Origin of the sequence: Parahoeflea alexandrii (genome assembly GCF_027214025.1) — a bacterium.
Lineage (GTDB): Bacteria > Pseudomonadota > Alphaproteobacteria > Rhizobiales > Rhizobiaceae > Hoeflea > Hoeflea alexandrii_A.
In genome coordinates, this window is record NZ_JAPWHB010000005.1 from 536,896 (window position 1) to 551,632 (window position 14,737).

The window sequence follows — 14,737 nt, forward strand, 5'->3', positions numbered from 1 at the left end:
CGGTGCTGGTATATCGACTAAACAGCGCCTGGCAAAGCCACCCCTTGGCACGCATGCTGCCCCATTTCGCCGCATGGGAAAATACCCCCAAAGGTTCGTGCCGGCCACGGCAGAAATCAGGTTGCGCCAAGGGCTGACCGGGCCGGACATGATCCCGGAACAGGTCAACTCTTCAGGTACCGGATCTCGCGATCACCGTGAATCCCGCCGCGCGCCCGGGCGCGATGGACCACTTTCGGAATCCCCGGCAGCAGGGTGAAGCCATTGTCCGACCAGATATCCGACCCGCCATGATCGAGTGTGACAAAAAGTGCAGGCAGATTGCTGGTCAGCGCGATGCTGTCGCCTTCGTCCTCGACATGGATTTCCGGATCCGGAAAGCGGTAGTCCTTCGGGCGGCGCGGCAGGTAGTCGTTTTCCCCGACATGGTTGCCGGCAGGGTCCTGCCAACCGAAGTTCAGGAACGCGTCTTCACCGATGGTGTCGGGCCTGAACCGCGCCACCTCGACAGGACGATCTGCCGTACAGTGGAGTGCCCAGCTTCCGGCTTCGCTGATCAGGCCCGCCGTCGAAACCCGGCAGGCGGTGATGTGCAGATGCACTGTCTCGGCCGTGTCGTTGACCGCCCAGAGCACGATGTCGCCGGTCATCTCGTCGGGCTGGGCGGTCACCAGAACCGGCGCATAGAACTTTCGCGCCAGGTAGTGGGTCAGCTTCCAGCCGCCGCCATACTCCAGCGACGACCAGCTCGCCACCGGCCATGTGTCGTTGAGCTGCCAGTACAGCGCGCCCATGGTGCGCGGCTTGGATGAGCGCCAGAACTCGATCGCCGTCTTCATCGCCAGCGCCTGGCTCACCTGGCTCAGCCAGGTCATGTCCTCGAACCGGTCGGGAAAGCGGAAATAGCGCGCCAGCGTCTCGACGATGCGGCTGTTGCCGCCGGGATTGCGCTGGTGGACATCCATCACCCGCGAGGAGACGTTGCGGTCCTCTTCCTCGGTGAAGCTGGCGATCACCCGGTTGGACGGGAACGACTGGAAGCCGAATTCCGAGCAGAACCGCGGCTTAACAGTGCGATAGTGCTCGAAATCCTTCGACGAGTGCCAAACATCCCAGAAATGCATGTCGCCCGAGGTATCGTCGTGCCAGCCATCGCCGAAATCGAGCCGTCCGACCGAGGGCGAGGATGGCCAGAAGGCGACATCCGGTTCGCTTTCCGCAATCGCCTCTTCCAGCGCCGCGCTGAGCCGTGCGTAGACGGCGACATAGTGGTCCCGGTTTGCCTTGCTTTCGTCAAACCAGTTGAGCGCGCCGATCACCTCGTTGTCGCCGCACCACAGCGCCATACAGGGCTGCGAAGACAGGCGCCTGATCTGCTGCCGGGCTTCGAGCCGTACGCTGTCGAGCCAATCCCGGTCATGCGCCGGGTAGAGGTTGCAGGAAAACATGAAATCCTGCCAGACCAGCAGCCCCATTTCCGAGCACAGGTCGTAGAACCAGTCGGGCTCGTACTGGCCGCCGCCCCACACCCGGATCATGTTCATGTTGGCCTCGACCGCCGAGGTCAGAAGATCGCGCACTGCCTCAGGCGTGGCCCGCGCCGGCAGTGCATCAGCTGGGATCCAGTTGGCGCCGCGCATGAAGATCTCGCGTCCGTTGACCCGGAACAGAAACCGATGACCGGTCTCATCTGCGTCGGTGACGAGTTCGACCTGCCGCAACCCGATTCGCAGGCTGCGCCGCTCCGCCCCGAACCGCAGCTTGAGCGTATGGAGATGCTGCCGCCCGTGACCGGCAGGCCACCACAGTTCCGGCTGCTCGAGTGTCAAGGTCAGCCGGGTCTTGCCGGCTCCCGGCCAGACCAGCACCGGTTGCGCCGCTTTCTTGCCGTCGCAAACGAGTTCGGCTTCGACCGTGGCCGGCGCGAAAGCCGTGTAGTGCAGGTCGACCTCGAGGCTGACCGTGCCGTCCGGCTGATGCCGCTGCCGCACCATCACGTCGTCAAGCCGCGCCGCCGTGGAGCGTTTCAGGGTGACGGGACCGCAAAGCCCGAGCGGCGACAGGGCGATGTTCCAGTCCCAGCCAGCGTCGCATTGCGGCTTGCGCAGGAAATTGTAATGCGCAAGCCGGTTGTTCCACCTGATGTAGGGGACCGGGTAGGGCGAGGCGGCGGCCAGACGCTGAGCCTCCGCCGAATTGGACCGGAACACCACCTGCAGGCGGTTCTCGCCCGCCACAAGCGCATGACCGGCATCGAAATCATGGCGCAGGAACCGGTTCCGCACCAGTCCCAGCAGCACATCGTTCAGCCGGACCTCGGCCACGCAGTCAATTCCCTCAAAGCTCAGCGTCCAGGGGCCATCCTCTTTCGTCTCCAGATCGAAGACTTTTATCGCCGTCCATTCGCTTTCATGGATCCAGTCGAGCGAGATCTCCCGATCGCGCCAGTAGGGATCCAAGATGATGTCGGCATCGAGAAGCGCTGAATGAACGTCGCCGGGAACCGGCAAGGGCGCGCTGTGGGTGCCATCGGTGATGGTCCATCCGTCCGACAGGTCGCGGATGTCCTCGTTGGCTTCCGGAGCATGTGGCATGGCGCGGATCGCCTCCCTGATTGTCGAGCCTGTGTACCGTCGATGTCATGCCGGGCCGCTGTGGGCAAGTCCGCCCGTTACAGATCGGGCGCGACAGGCCCTGGAAGGGCCTCGACGATGCTGGCGCACATGGCGGCACGGAAGCGGCATGTCATGCCGTGACCGGCACTGGTGATTGATGTAGGTTGCCCAGCGGGATCATGGAGACTCACGATGAATCTGGCAGAATGGCTCGTCCGCACCGCCAAGAGACAACCCGGGGCGACGGCACTGATGTCGGGCGAGGACCCGGTAGCGACCTATGCGGAGTTTGCGGCGCGCGCGGCCCGCATCGGCGCCTGGCTGCAGACGCGGCACAACATTCAGCCGGGAGACCGCGTCGCCATCTTCATGAAGAACAGTCCCGCCTATCTCGAGGTGCTCTACGGCATCTGGTTCTGCGGCGCGTGTGCCGTTCCCATCAATGCCAAGCTGCATCCGCGCGAGGCCGACTTCATCATCGGGGATTCAGGCAGCAAGCTGGTCTTTGTCTCAGGAGCTGACGAGCTGTCGGCCCTGTTGCCGTCCACAATCGCATTTCACGACCTGGAAACTGAACCAGTTTCCGGAATGGAGGACGAGGCGCTCCCGGCACCGGTGCCGCGGGCCGGCGATGACCTGGCCTGGCTGTTTTATACCTCGGGCACCACCGGCAAACCCAAAGGCGTGATGCTGACCAACGCCAATCTGCACGCCATGGCTTACGCCTATTTCGTCGACGTCGACGATGTCCTGCCGCAGGATGCGGCGGTCTATGCCGCGCCGCTGTCGCATGGCGCGGGGCTTTACAATTTCATGCACGTGCTGCGCGGCAGCCGCCACGTCATCCCGGCTTCGGGTGGGTTCGATGCACATGAACTCTCGGACCTGGCGCCAAGGCTCGGCAACGTCACAATGTTCGCAGCGCCAACGATGATCAGCCGCTGGCTGGCGGCGGCCCGGCAGTCGGGATATGCGGGGGAGGGCATCCGCACCATCGTCTATGGCGGCGGCCCGATGTACCTCGCCGACATCGAGGCGGCGACGGAGCAGTTCGGCGCCCGTTTCGTCCAGATCTACGGGCAGGGGGAATGTCCGATGACGATCACCTCGCTGTCACGCACAGATGTCATGGACCGGCAGCATCCACACTGGCGCGAACGGCTTGCGTCGGTCGGAACGGCGCAATCCTGTGTTTCGGTCCGGGTGGTCGGCGCCGACGGCGAGGACATGCCGGTGGGCGAGATCGGCGAGATTGTCGCCGCCGGCGCGCCGGTGATGAAGGGCTACTGGAAAAACCCCGAAGCCACGGCCCAGAGCATCCGGGATGGCTGGCTTTGGACCGGCGACATGGGCTCGCTCGATGAGGACGGGTATCTCACCCTCAGGGACCGCTCCAAGGATGTTATCATCTCGGGCGGCACCAACATCTACCCGCGCGAAGTCGAGGAAACCCTGCTCACCCACCCTGCGGTGGCGGAGGTATCGGTGATCGGCCGGCCCAGCCCAGAATGGGGCGAAGAAGTCGTGGCCTTCGTGGTCGCCGCTGGCGCGGAACAGCCCTGCGCCGCCGAACTCGATACTCATTGCCGTTCCCTGATTGCCGGTTTCAAGCGCCCCAAGGCCTATTTCTTCGAAACGGCCTTGCCCAAGAACAATTACGGCAAGGTGCTCAAGACCGAGTTGCGCGAAAAGCTCTCCCGTCTTTGATGGTTTTGACCGTCGCAAGCGCCAAGGCGCGAGCGTGCCTGTGCCGCTCGCGATGTCTTTCATCCTGAAGCCGGGATAGAAAACCCATCGTTAAAATTGCAAAGTATATAATAATATCAATTGCTTGATCCGATGTCGGCGAGGGCGCCGATTCAGCTATCCAACAAAAAATTTAGTATTTGTAAAATTCGCTTGACGATTGGCGAGAGATGCCCCTAGATTTTACTAATACTAAAAAAGGAGCGTCAAGGTGAGCAGCAAGGCCACAGCGGAAGAGATCATCGAGCCCGGAAAAGCCGGTGATCCGCTTGGCCAGCGGCTGCGGGCCCGCCGCCGCGAGTTGTCGCTGACGCTCAAGGAAGTCGCCGACGCCGCAGGATTGTCCGTGGGGTTCATTTCGCAGGTCGAGCGCGGCCTGACGGTTCCCTCGCTTTCATCGCTTGCTTCCATCGCTGGCGTTCTCGGTTCGCATGTTACGACGTTTCTGGCCCAGCCGGAAGGAAAGACACCCCATACGCGGCGCAATGAACGCCCGGTCTATGCGGTCGACAAGGCTGCGCTGAGCTACGAGCGGCTTTCGACCACGTTTCCCGGCAGCGTTCTCAATTCCGTTATCGTTCACGAGCCGCCGGGCTACCGTTCGGAACCGATCCAGCACGTCGGCGAGGAAATGTTCTTCGTTCTCCAGGGCGCCATCACCATCGAGGTCGAACACGAGACAACAGTGCTAGAAGCCGGAGACTCGATCCATTTCGCCTCCATGCGGCGGCACTCGTCGTGGAACCATACCGCAGAGCCGGCCACCATCCTGCATGTCTGCACGATGGACGTGTTCGGCGACAATCCCCAGCAAAATCAAGAACCTGGAAATCGGGCAGGACACCGGAATCACCCCAAATGATCCATGAAGGTCTGACCACAGAGAGGACTTTGAAAATGACCACACCACTCAAAATGCTTTCGATCGCCGCAATGGCGTCAACCATGCTGGCAACCGCGCCATTGAGCGCGCAGGCGGGCGGCGTTCTCCGCCTTGACGAAGTCGCCGTGGGCGAACTCGATCCCGCAATCGCTTCGGACTATGCCGACTCGATCCTGATGTTCAATGTCTATGACACGCTGGTGCTCCCGGCCCAGGGTGCTCCGGGCCACGTGCCGCACCTGGCCGAAAGCTGGGAAGGTGACGGCACGACGTTCACCTTCAAGCTGCGCAGCGATGTGAAATTCGTCTCCGGCAACCCGATGACGGCGGAAGACGTGGTGTTCTCGCTCGATCGCATGAAGGCGATGGGCAAGGGCCTGTCCTATCTGTTCGCCAACGTTGCGGACGCCGAAGCCGTCGATGCCTCGACTGTGAAATTTACGCTCACCAAACCCTATGCGCCGTTTGTCGCTTCGCTGGTGCGCCTGCCGATCGTCGACAAGAAGACGGTGATGGCGAACCTCGGCGAGGGGGAAGGCGAGATGAAGGATTGGGGTGCTGCCTACCTCACCTCCACCAGCGCCGGAACCGGGGCCTACAAGATTGTCTCGCACAATCCGCAGGAAGAAACGGTGATGGAGAAGAACCCCGATTATTTCCTCGGCGTTCCGGCTCCCGCTCCCGATACCGCGCGTCTTCGCTACGGTCTGGAAGCGGCCACCGTCCGCACCCTGATCGCACAGGGCGAGCACGACATCGCCTCGCAATGGCTGCCGCCCGAAGTCATCAAGGCTCTGGCCGCAAACGGCGCGCAGGTGCTCACGGAAAGCGGCACCGGGGCCTTCTACGTCAAGATGAACACCACCAAGCCGCCGCTCGATGATGTCAACTGCCGGATGGCCTTCGCCAAGGCGTTCGACTACGGCGCGGCGCTCAAGATGATCGCGGTCACCGACACCGTCTCGCAAGGAGCTGCTTCCACCGGGGCTATCCCGGTCGGCATGTTCGGCGCCAACCCCGCCGATCAGGTGCTTGCCCGCGACCTCGAGGCTGCGAAACAGCATCTGGCCGCGTGCAAGTACAAGCCCGAGGATTTCACGCTCGAAATCTCCTGGATTGCCGAAGTTCCGGTGGAAGAACGCTTTGCGCTCTTGATGCAGGCAAACTATGCCGAACTCGGCGTCAAATCGGAAATCAAGAAAATGCCCTGGGCGTTGTTTGCCGAGCAGGTTTCCAAGCCAGAGAACACGCCGCACATGTCGCAGCTCTTCGTCAACGCGGTGACGGGCGATCCCGACACGCTGCTTTACGGCATGTACCACTCGTCCGCAGCCGGCACCTGGCAGTCGCCGGAATATCTCAACGATGCCGAGGTGGACAAGCAGCTCGATGCTGGACGCACCGCTGCCACGCCGGAAGGACGCGAGGAAGCATACTCCGCGCTGAACGCCCGGCTGATGGAGATCGCACCGACCATCTATGGCTACGACCGCCAGTCGGTCTTCGCTGCAAGCAATCGCGTCAAGGTTCCGGCCTTGTCCGATCCATCGAAAGCCTTCGGTCTTGACGGAATGGGTTTCACCTTCCGCCTGATGGAAGTCGCTGACTAGGGACACTCCCAGGACGGCCGGGATCGCTCGCCCCCAGGTGACCTTGGGCGGCAGCCTTCCCGGCCTGACGGAGCATAAGACCATGATACCTTTGGCCCGCCTTCTCGCGAAGCGGCTGGCAACGTCGCTGATTGTCCTCATCGGCGTGTCCATGCTGATATTCGCCATAGCCCGGATCATCCCCGGCGATCCCGCGCGCATTGCGCTGGGACCGAACGCAACCGCCGAACAGATAGCCGATTTGCGGGCCGAGTTGCATCTCGATGATCATATCGTCGTCCAGTACGGACATTTCATCGCCGATGTCGCCCGGGGTGATCTCGGCATATCGCTTTACACCAACCGACCGGTGACCGCGGACATCGCGCTCTACCTTCCCGCCACCCTCGAGCTTGTGCTCGTGGCCGGCGTGATGATGGTCGGTATCGGTTTGCCGCTCGGCATTTGGTCGGCGCGCTGGCGCGGGCGGGCGGCGGACAACATCATCCGCCTGATCTCGCTGCTCGGAGTGTCGGCGCCGAGCTTCGTCTGGGCGGTGATCCTGATGCTGCTGTTCGCCTTCTACCTGCCGCTGTTCCCCATTGCGGGGCGCATCTCCGACACTTACGCGATTTCCTCTGTCACCGGGTTTCTGCTGGTGGATACGCTGCTCCAGGGTGACATTCGCGCCTTCGGCAATGCCGCCTGGCACATTGTGCTGCCGGCCTTCGCGCTGGCCTTGTCGGGCATCGGCCAGGCGGCACGGCTGACCCGCGCCAACATGGTGGAAACCTATGACAAACCCTATATCGAGATGGCGCGGTCCTACGGCTTTCCGGCACGCCGCATCGCCAATCACTACGCGTTCCGCCCGTCACTGATTCCGTCGCTGACCATCATCGGCCTCGATTTCGCGGCCATGCTCGGCAACGCGTTTCTGGTCGAGGCGATTTTCGCCTGGCCAGGTCTGTCGCGCTACGGCGTGGCGGTGATCCTGCGCAAGGATCTCAACGCGATTGTCGGCACGGTACTGATCATCTCCGCCACCTTCCTCCTGGTCAACATCATCGTTGACCTGCTGATCGCACTTCTCAATCCCCGCATTCGCTACTCTCAGAGGCCGGCATGAAACGCACCCTTGCCATCCTTCTGGCCAATCCGCTGTCACTGCTGGGCGTCGTCCTCGTCTCGGTGGTGATCCTGTCGGCGGTGTTCGCCGATTTTATCGCGCCGTTTCCCGAGCACAGGGGCGCGGTGGTGGATTTCGCCAACTTCAACAAGCCGCCCGAGTGGCCCTATATCTTCGGCACCGACCTGGTGGGGCGCGACATGTTCAGCCGCATCCTCTACGCCTACCGGATCTCGCTGATCCTCGGCATCGTGGTGCTGGCCATTGCCGTTCCGGTTGGTGTCACCATCGGTCTGGTGGCGGGATATCTCGGTGGCTGGACCGAGTATCTGCTGATGCGGCTGACGGACGTCTTTTTGTCCGTGCCGCCGCTCGTACTGGCGATGTCGATCATGGGCGTGCTGCAGCCGACGCTGGCCAACGGAATGCTGGCGGTCACCGCGATGTGGTGGCCCTGGTACACGCGGCTTGTCTACAACATCACCCGCGGCGAGAAGGAAGAGGGCTACGTGCTGGCCGCCGAAGTGATCGGCGCGTCGAAGGCCCACATCATCTTTCGCGAAATCCTGCCCAATTGCGTGCCCGCGATCATCACCAAGATGACGCTTGACATGGGCTTCGTCATCCTGATCGCCTCGTCGCTGTCCTTCCTCGGCCTGGGCGTGCAGCCACCGACTCCGGATCTGGGCTCGATGGTGGCCGATGGCGCCAAGTACCTGCCCGACAGCTGGTGGCTGACGATCTTCCCCGGCCTTGCCATCCTGGTTGCCGTCTTCGGCTTCAACCTGATCGGCGATGCGCTGCGCGACATTTTGGGAGCCGAGCAATGAGCACGCCGACTCTCGATATTCAGAACCTGACACTCGGCTTCAAGGGCTATACCGGCTTCACCGAAGTGCTTCACGGCATATCGCTTTCGGTCAATCCGGGCGAACGCGTAGCGCTGGTCGGCGAATCCGGATCCGGCAAATCCGTTACCGCCCGCATCGTGTTGGGGCTGCTGCAGGAACTGCGTACGGCGCGCATCGGCGGCAGCGTCCGCTTCGAGGGGCGGGAGCTTGATCAGTTGAGCAGGCGCGAACGCCACGCCCTGCGCGGCAAGGCCATGTCGATGATCTTCCAGGACCCGACCTCCTCGCTCAATCCGGTGTTCCGGATCGGCGACCAGTTCCACGACGTGCTGCGCCGCGCCGATCCCGCGATCAGCCGCGATGCCGCGCTCGAACGTGCCGCGGCCATTCTCGCGGAGGTCTCGGTGCGCGACGCCGAACGGGTGCTCAACGCCTTTCCGTTCCAGCTGTCCGGAGGGCTCAACCAGCGGGTCATGATCGCCATGGCGCTTGCAAACGAGCCTGCGCTCTTGATTGCCGACGAGCCCGGAACGGCACTTGATGTGACGGTGCAGGCGCAGACGCTGCACCTGATGCGCAAGCTGGTTGAGGAGCATCACACAGCGGTACTGTTCATCTCGCACAATCTCGGCGTGGTGCGCGAATTCGCCGACCGGGTCTACGTCATCTACAAGGGCCGGATCGTCGAGCAGGGGGCGACGCGCGCGGTGTTCGAAGACGCGCGTCATCCCTACACCCGCGCCCTGATGGCTGCGGTGCCGCGGCTGACCGGCGGCGGCATTCCCGATATCGAGGAGAATTCCCCGGACTTCGGCGCGCCGCTCGAGATCCATGACGCGGAGGCTAGGGCATGAGCACTCCAATCCTCGAACTCGACGCGGTGTCCAAGACCTTCGGAACCGGCGCTGACGCGGTCCATGCGGCGCAATCGATCTCATTTGCCGTCAACAGGGGCGAATGCCTGGCGATTGTCGGGGAATCCGGATCGGGCAAGAGCACGGTCGCCAACATGATCCTTGGCATCTACCCGCCGACATCCGGCGAGATCCGGCTTGATGGTTCGGTTCTGCCCGCGCGCCGTCAGCTCGAACACCGCCGCGCCATCCAGTTGGTGCAGCAGAACCCGCTGTCATCGCTCAATCCGAAACGGTCTGTCGGCGCCTCGCTGCGCCTGGCGCTTGATGTGCACGATATCGGCGCAAGCAGCGAACGGGCGAAGCTTGTGGGTGCCCTTCTGGAAGAAGTCGGGCTTCCCGCCGATTTTGCCAGACGTTCGCCGGCTGCCCTTTCCGGCGGTCAGCGCCAGCGTGTGGCGATCGCCCGGGCGCTGGCATGCCAGTCGCAGATTGTGGTGCTCGACGAGCCGACATCGGCGCTCGACGTCCTGGTGCAGGCACGGGTTCTCAAGCTGCTCAACCAGTTGCGCGAAACGCGTAACCTTACCTTTGTCTTCATCACCCATGACCTGTCGGTTGTGCGCAACATCGCCACGCGGATCGCCGTTTTCGAGAAGGGGCGGATGATCGAACTTGGAGACACCGAAACCCTGTTTGCAAACCCCGCTCATCCCTACACGCGCCGGCTGATCAGCGCCGTGCCGGTGGTGACACGTGAAGAAGCCGCGCTGCGCAGTTCGCTGGCAGCGGGCCTGGAGGAAACGACCGAATGAACCAATTGCATAACCTTGCCAGCGCACTAGCGTCTCCCGACAACCAGCCGCGAACCACGTTCGAGGCCTTGTGCGCGTTTGCGCAACAGACGGTCGGCGCCAAGCTGTTTACCCTGATGACTTTCGAGGCCCGCACGCGTGGGGCGCAGCGGGTCTTTTCCAACATGCCCGACGCCTATCCTGAACTGGGCACAAAGCCCCTCAACGAGACCTGGTGGTCAGACCACGTTCTCGATGGCCACAAGACCTTCGTCGCCAATGACATCGACGCCATCGCCGAGGTCTTTCCCGACTACGAACTGATCGCGTCGCTGGGTTGCCAGTCGGTGATCAATGTGCCGATCGTCATCAACGGCATGGTCTCGGGCACCATAAATTGCCTCGACGCTGCAGGGCATTACACACCCGACCGGGTGGCGGCTTCCGAAGCTCTCAAGCTGCCCGGTGTGGCGACCTTCCTGCTCAACAAATCCATTTCATCCAGGAGTGACCTATAATGGGGAACAAGACCATCCGCGTTGCAACCGATGTCGGCGGCACCTTCACCGATCTGGTCTGTTTTGAAACCGACCTGACCACTGGCAAGTCGACGATCCGGACTGCAAAGTCCGACACCACGCCGCCCGATTTCGAGAAGGGGGTACTCAACGTTCTCGAAAAAGGCGGCGTCGATCCGGCGACCGTCGACTTCCTCGCCCACGGCACGACGGTCGTCATCAATGCGCTGACCGAGCGCAAGGGCGTCAAGGTCGGGCTGATCACCACCGAAGGCTTCCGCGACACGCTGGAGATCGCCCGCGGCAACCGCCCGGATTTCTTCAACCTGCATTACCGCAAGCCACAGCCGTTCGTACCGCGTTACCTGCGCCGCGAACTGCCTGGACGCATGACCTACAAGGGGGTCGAGCGCGAAGCGCTTGATATGAGCGGACTTCCGGCGATCCTGAATGATTTCAAGGCCGACGGCGTCGAGGCCGTGGCGATCTGCTTCCTGCATTCCTATGCCAATCCGGCGCATGAAAAGGCGGTTCAGGCAGAAGTCGAGAGGCTGTGGCCGGAGGTGGCTACCGTCTCCTCACACCAGATCACGCGCGAATGGCGTGAGTATGAACGCACCAACACGGCCGTGCTGTCGGCCTATGTGCAGCCGGTTGCCGCGCGCTATCTCAAGCGGCTCGATGAAGGTCTCACCTCGCGCGGTTTCAAGGGCAGCCCCTACATCATGCAGTCCAACTGCGGCGTGGATTCGCTGGACGCAGTTGCCCGGGTTCCAATCACCATGGTGGAATCCGGCCCGGCGTCAGGTTTCTGGGGCGCGGCCGAACTCGGCAAGATGATCGGCGAGGACAATGTGCTGGCGCTCGACATCGGCGGCACCACCGCGAAATGCTCGCTGATCGAGAACGGTCAGGTCAAGATCATGACCGATTACTGGATCGAGCGCGACCGCACCTCGGCGGGCTATCCGATCATGGTGCCGGTGGTCGATCTGGTCGAGATCGGCAATGGCGGAGGCTCCATCGCCTGGGTCGACGACTACGCCAAGCTGCATGTCGGTCCGCAATCGGCGGGCGCAGCCCCCGGACCTGCCGCCTATGGCCGTGGCGGCACCGAGGCCACCACCACCGACGCCAATCTCTGGCTCGGACGCATCAACAAAGACTATTTCTGCGGCGGTTCCGTCGAGGCCGACATGGAAGCTGCCCAGGCATCGATCCGGGCCGTCGGCCAGAAACTGGGCGTCGACACGGACGAGGCGGCGCGCGGTATCGTGCGCATCGCCAACAACAACATGGTCAATGCGCTCAAGCTGGTTTCCCTCAATCGAGGGTTCGATCCGCGCGATTTCACTCTGGTTGCCTTCGGCGGCGGCGGCGCGATGCATGCCGTGGCGCTGGCCCAGGAACTGGGCGTCAAGAAGGTCGTCGTGCCGGCCGGCGCCGCAGTGTTCTCGGCCTGGGGCATGATGATGTCGGATCTGCGCCGCGACTTCTTTGTTACCAGCCTTGCTGACCTCAAGCCTGACAGCGCCTCTTCCATCGAAGCGCTGTTTGTCGAGACGGAAGCACTTGCAAAGAGCCAGTTCGAAGCCGAGGGGGTTGAACCCGCAAAGGTCAAGTTCCTGCGGTTCGGCAAGTTCCGCTACCAGAACCAGGAACACACGACGGAAGTGCTTCTGGGCGACGGCGAAGTCTCCGCCGAACGCATCGCCGAGATCGCAGCCTCGTTCCACGAGACCTATGAGCGGGAATACACCTACCGTCTCGACGCGCCCGTCGAACTGGTCGGCATCCACCTGGTCGCCTCCGCCGAGGTCGGCAAGCTGACCATGGAGAAGAAGCCCCTCGGTTCCACAGAGGCGGATTCCGCAAGAAAGGGCGAACGTGAGGTGGATTACGCCACCGAGGGCCGCCATCTGGCGCAGATCTACGACGGCGAGAAGCTTGAGCCCGGGATGGAGTTCGCCGGTCCTGCGATCATCGAGGATCCCGGCACCACGATCGTCGTGCATCCGGGCAACCGGGTTGCGATCGACGGCTACGGCAATGTCATCATCACGCTTGCGAACTGAGAAGGGAAAACGCCATGACGACGAATGACCCGATCACCCTGGAGATCATCCAGAACTCGCTGCAATCGGCAGCCGACGAAATGTTCGCGGCGATGAAGAAGACCGCGATGAGTTCGATCATCTACGAAGTGCTCGACATGGGCACCGGCATCCTCGACGCCGAGGGCGAGATCGCCTGTTCCGGCGCCGGCATCCCCGCCTTCATCGGCGTGCTCGACAAGGCCGTCAAGGTGGTGGTGGCCAAGTATGACAAGCCCGGTGACATCGAGCCCGGCGACGTCTTCGCCACCAACGATCCATATTACGGCGGCGTCACCCACCTCAACGACATCGTGGTTGCCATGCCCGTCTTCTTCGAGGGCAAGATCATCGCCTGGACGGCCAATATCGCCCACAATTCGGACGTCGGCGGCATGGCGCCCGGATCGCTGACCGGCGAGGCCACGGAGATCTTCCAGGAGGGGCTCAGGCTTCCGGCAATCAAGATCATCTCCAAGGGCAAGCCGATCCGGTCGGTGTTCGACATCATCAAGGTCAATTCGCGTATGCCGGACGTGCTGGAAGGCGATGTCTGGGCGGCGATCGCCTCCGTGCGCATCGGCACGAAGCGTCTCGCCGAGATCGCCGAGAAATACAGCAGCGACACCTTCCAGGCCGCCATGACGCATTTCCAGGACTACGGCGAAAAAGTTTCGCGGGCGGAACTCGCGCATCTGCCCAAGGGCACGTTCGAACTCTCGGAAGAACAGGATGACGGACGCATCTTCAACGTCAAGATCACCATCTCCGACGACGAGTTCAAGGTCGACCTGCGCGACAATCCCGACCAGATGCCCAATCCGGTCAACACCAGCCGCGACGGCGTGATGGTGGCGGCGCAGATGATCTTCAAGTCGCTGACCGATCCCTATTCGCCGGCCAATGGCGGCTCGTTCCGGCCGATCACCCTGCTCACCCGCGAGGGCTCGGTCTTTCACGCCAAGGAACCGGCTCCGATCGGCTTCTATTACGAGATCGAGCTCAGGGTTTACGACCTGATGTGGCGCTGCCTTGCGCCGCACATGGACGGCAAGCTGGCGGCGGGGCATTTCGCGTCCGTCTGCGGCACCTTCATCGGCGGCATCCATCCCGACACCGGCCGCCAGTACACGATCATCGAACCGCAGATCGGCGGCTGGGGCGCAAGCCAGGGCCACGACGGCAACAGCGCCATCTTCTGCGGTTTCCACGGCGAGACCTACAATTGCCCGGCGGAAATCAACGAGGCGCGCAACGGGCTTTATGTCGACCGGATGGAGCTCAACATGGAACCCGGCGGGGAGGGCGAGTTCACCGGCGGCCGTGGCATCGTCATGGACTACCGCGTTCGTGCCGACAACGGCTTCCTGACGGCGGGCTACACCCGCTCCAAGTTTCCCGCCTGGGCGGTCGATGGCGGTGAGGAAGGCTCCTCCAACTATGTCGAGTACCGGCCCAGCGACGGCGAGCCGCAGCGCTATGCCTTCGTGTCCGGGCTGCAAACCAGGAAGGATGACGTCATCCGCGTGGTCACCGGAAACGGCGGCGGCTCGGGTGATCCGAAGCGCCGCGATCCCGAAAAGGTCCGCGCCGACATCCGCAACGGCCTGATAACGCCCGAGCGGGCAAAAGCCGTCTACGGCGTCGAGGCCTGACAGGAGTTCA

Annotated in this window: 11 protein-coding genes; 10 read left to right on the forward strand and 1 reads right to left on the reverse strand. The window is 62.6% G+C overall.

The window, feature by feature from the left end; translation table 11 throughout:
• Positions 1-164: 164 nt before the first annotated feature.
• Entirely contained in the window at positions 165-2,594 is a 2,430-nt protein-coding gene (locus O4H62_RS18870; protein WP_269390189.1) for a beta-mannosidase, read from the reverse strand.
• Between the two features lie 213 nt (positions 2,595-2,807).
• Between O4H62_RS18870 and O4H62_RS18875 the strand changes: the two genes are divergently transcribed.
• The 10 genes from O4H62_RS18875 to O4H62_RS18920 all read left to right on the forward strand — a co-directional run bounded on the left by O4H62_RS18875 (position 2,808) and on the right by O4H62_RS18920 (position 14,727).
• Positions 2,808-4,322: an AMP-binding protein gene (locus O4H62_RS18875; RefSeq protein WP_269390190.1), complete on the forward strand. Its 1,515-nt coding sequence runs from the start codon at positions 2,808-2,810 to the stop codon at positions 4,320-4,322.
• Positions 4,323-4,572: 250 nt separating this feature from the next.
• Positions 4,573-5,223 (forward strand): helix-turn-helix domain-containing protein, encoded by a 651-nt coding sequence (locus O4H62_RS18880; RefSeq protein ID WP_269390192.1) that lies wholly within the window; start codon positions 4,573-4,575, stop codon positions 5,221-5,223.
• 35 nt (positions 5,224-5,258) lie between these two features.
• Positions 5,259-6,854 (forward strand): ABC transporter substrate-binding protein, encoded by a 1,596-nt coding sequence (locus tag O4H62_RS18885; RefSeq protein ID WP_269390194.1) that lies wholly within the window; start codon positions 5,259-5,261, stop codon positions 6,852-6,854.
• 82 nt (positions 6,855-6,936) lie between these two features.
• Positions 6,937-7,962, forward strand: coding sequence for an ABC transporter permease (locus O4H62_RS18890; protein ID WP_269390195.1), 1,026 nt, complete (start codon positions 6,937-6,939; stop codon positions 7,960-7,962).
• Positions 7,959-8,792 (forward strand): ABC transporter permease, encoded by an 834-nt coding sequence (locus O4H62_RS18895; protein WP_269390197.1) that lies wholly within the window; start codon positions 7,959-7,961, stop codon positions 8,790-8,792. The genes O4H62_RS18890 and O4H62_RS18895 overlap by 4 nt, the downstream gene beginning before the upstream one ends.
• Positions 8,789-9,667, forward strand: a complete 879-nt coding sequence (locus O4H62_RS18900; RefSeq protein WP_269390198.1) for an ABC transporter ATP-binding protein — start codon at positions 8,789-8,791, stop codon at positions 9,665-9,667. Before O4H62_RS18895 ends, O4H62_RS18900 begins: the two co-directional genes overlap by 4 nt.
• The gene (locus O4H62_RS18905; protein ID WP_269390199.1) at positions 9,664-10,482 is read left to right on the forward strand and encodes an ABC transporter ATP-binding protein; all 819 of its coding nucleotides are present in this window, start codon (positions 9,664-9,666) and stop codon (positions 10,480-10,482) included. Before O4H62_RS18900 ends, O4H62_RS18905 begins: the two co-directional genes overlap by 4 nt.
• Positions 10,479-10,979, forward strand: a complete 501-nt coding sequence (locus O4H62_RS18910) for a GAF domain-containing protein (RefSeq protein WP_269390200.1) — start codon at positions 10,479-10,481, stop codon at positions 10,977-10,979. Before O4H62_RS18905 ends, O4H62_RS18910 begins: the two co-directional genes overlap by 4 nt.
• Positions 10,979-13,054, forward strand: coding sequence for a hydantoinase/oxoprolinase family protein (locus tag O4H62_RS18915; RefSeq protein ID WP_269390202.1), 2,076 nt, complete (start codon positions 10,979-10,981; stop codon positions 13,052-13,054). The genes O4H62_RS18910 and O4H62_RS18915 overlap by 1 nt, the downstream gene beginning before the upstream one ends.
• 14 nt (positions 13,055-13,068) lie before the next feature.
• Entirely contained in the window at positions 13,069-14,727 is a 1,659-nt protein-coding gene (locus O4H62_RS18920) for a hydantoinase B/oxoprolinase family protein (RefSeq protein WP_269390203.1), read from the forward strand.
• Positions 14,728-14,737 lie beyond the last annotated feature (10 nt).

Bases quoted from the DNA above. Each gene is read 5' to 3' on its own strand.
- O4H62_RS18885 (WP_269390194.1), top strand. From the start codon at position 5,259: ATGACCACACCACTCAAAATGCTTTCGATCGCCGCAATGGCGTCAACC.
- O4H62_RS18915 (WP_269390202.1), top strand. From the start codon at position 10,979: ATGGGGAACAAGACCATCCGCGTTGCAACCGATGTCGGCGGCACCTTC.
- O4H62_RS18890 (WP_269390195.1), top strand. From the start codon at position 6,937: ATGATACCTTTGGCCCGCCTTCTCGCGAAGCGGCTGGCAACGTCGCTG.
- O4H62_RS18895 (WP_269390197.1), top strand. From the start codon at position 7,959: ATGAAACGCACCCTTGCCATCCTTCTGGCCAATCCGCTGTCACTGCTG.
- O4H62_RS18870 (WP_269390189.1), bottom strand. From the start codon at position 2,594: ATGCCACATGCTCCGGAAGCCAACGAGGACATCCGCGACCTGTCGGAC.
- O4H62_RS18875 (WP_269390190.1), top strand. From the start codon at position 2,808: ATGAATCTGGCAGAATGGCTCGTCCGCACCGCCAAGAGACAACCCGGG.
- O4H62_RS18905 (WP_269390199.1), top strand. From the start codon at position 9,664: ATGAGCACTCCAATCCTCGAACTCGACGCGGTGTCCAAGACCTTCGGA.
- O4H62_RS18910 (WP_269390200.1), top strand. From the start codon at position 10,479: ATGAACCAATTGCATAACCTTGCCAGCGCACTAGCGTCTCCCGACAAC.
- O4H62_RS18920 (WP_269390203.1), top strand. From the start codon at position 13,069: ATGACGACGAATGACCCGATCACCCTGGAGATCATCCAGAACTCGCTG.
- O4H62_RS18900 (WP_269390198.1), top strand. From the start codon at position 8,789: ATGAGCACGCCGACTCTCGATATTCAGAACCTGACACTCGGCTTCAAG.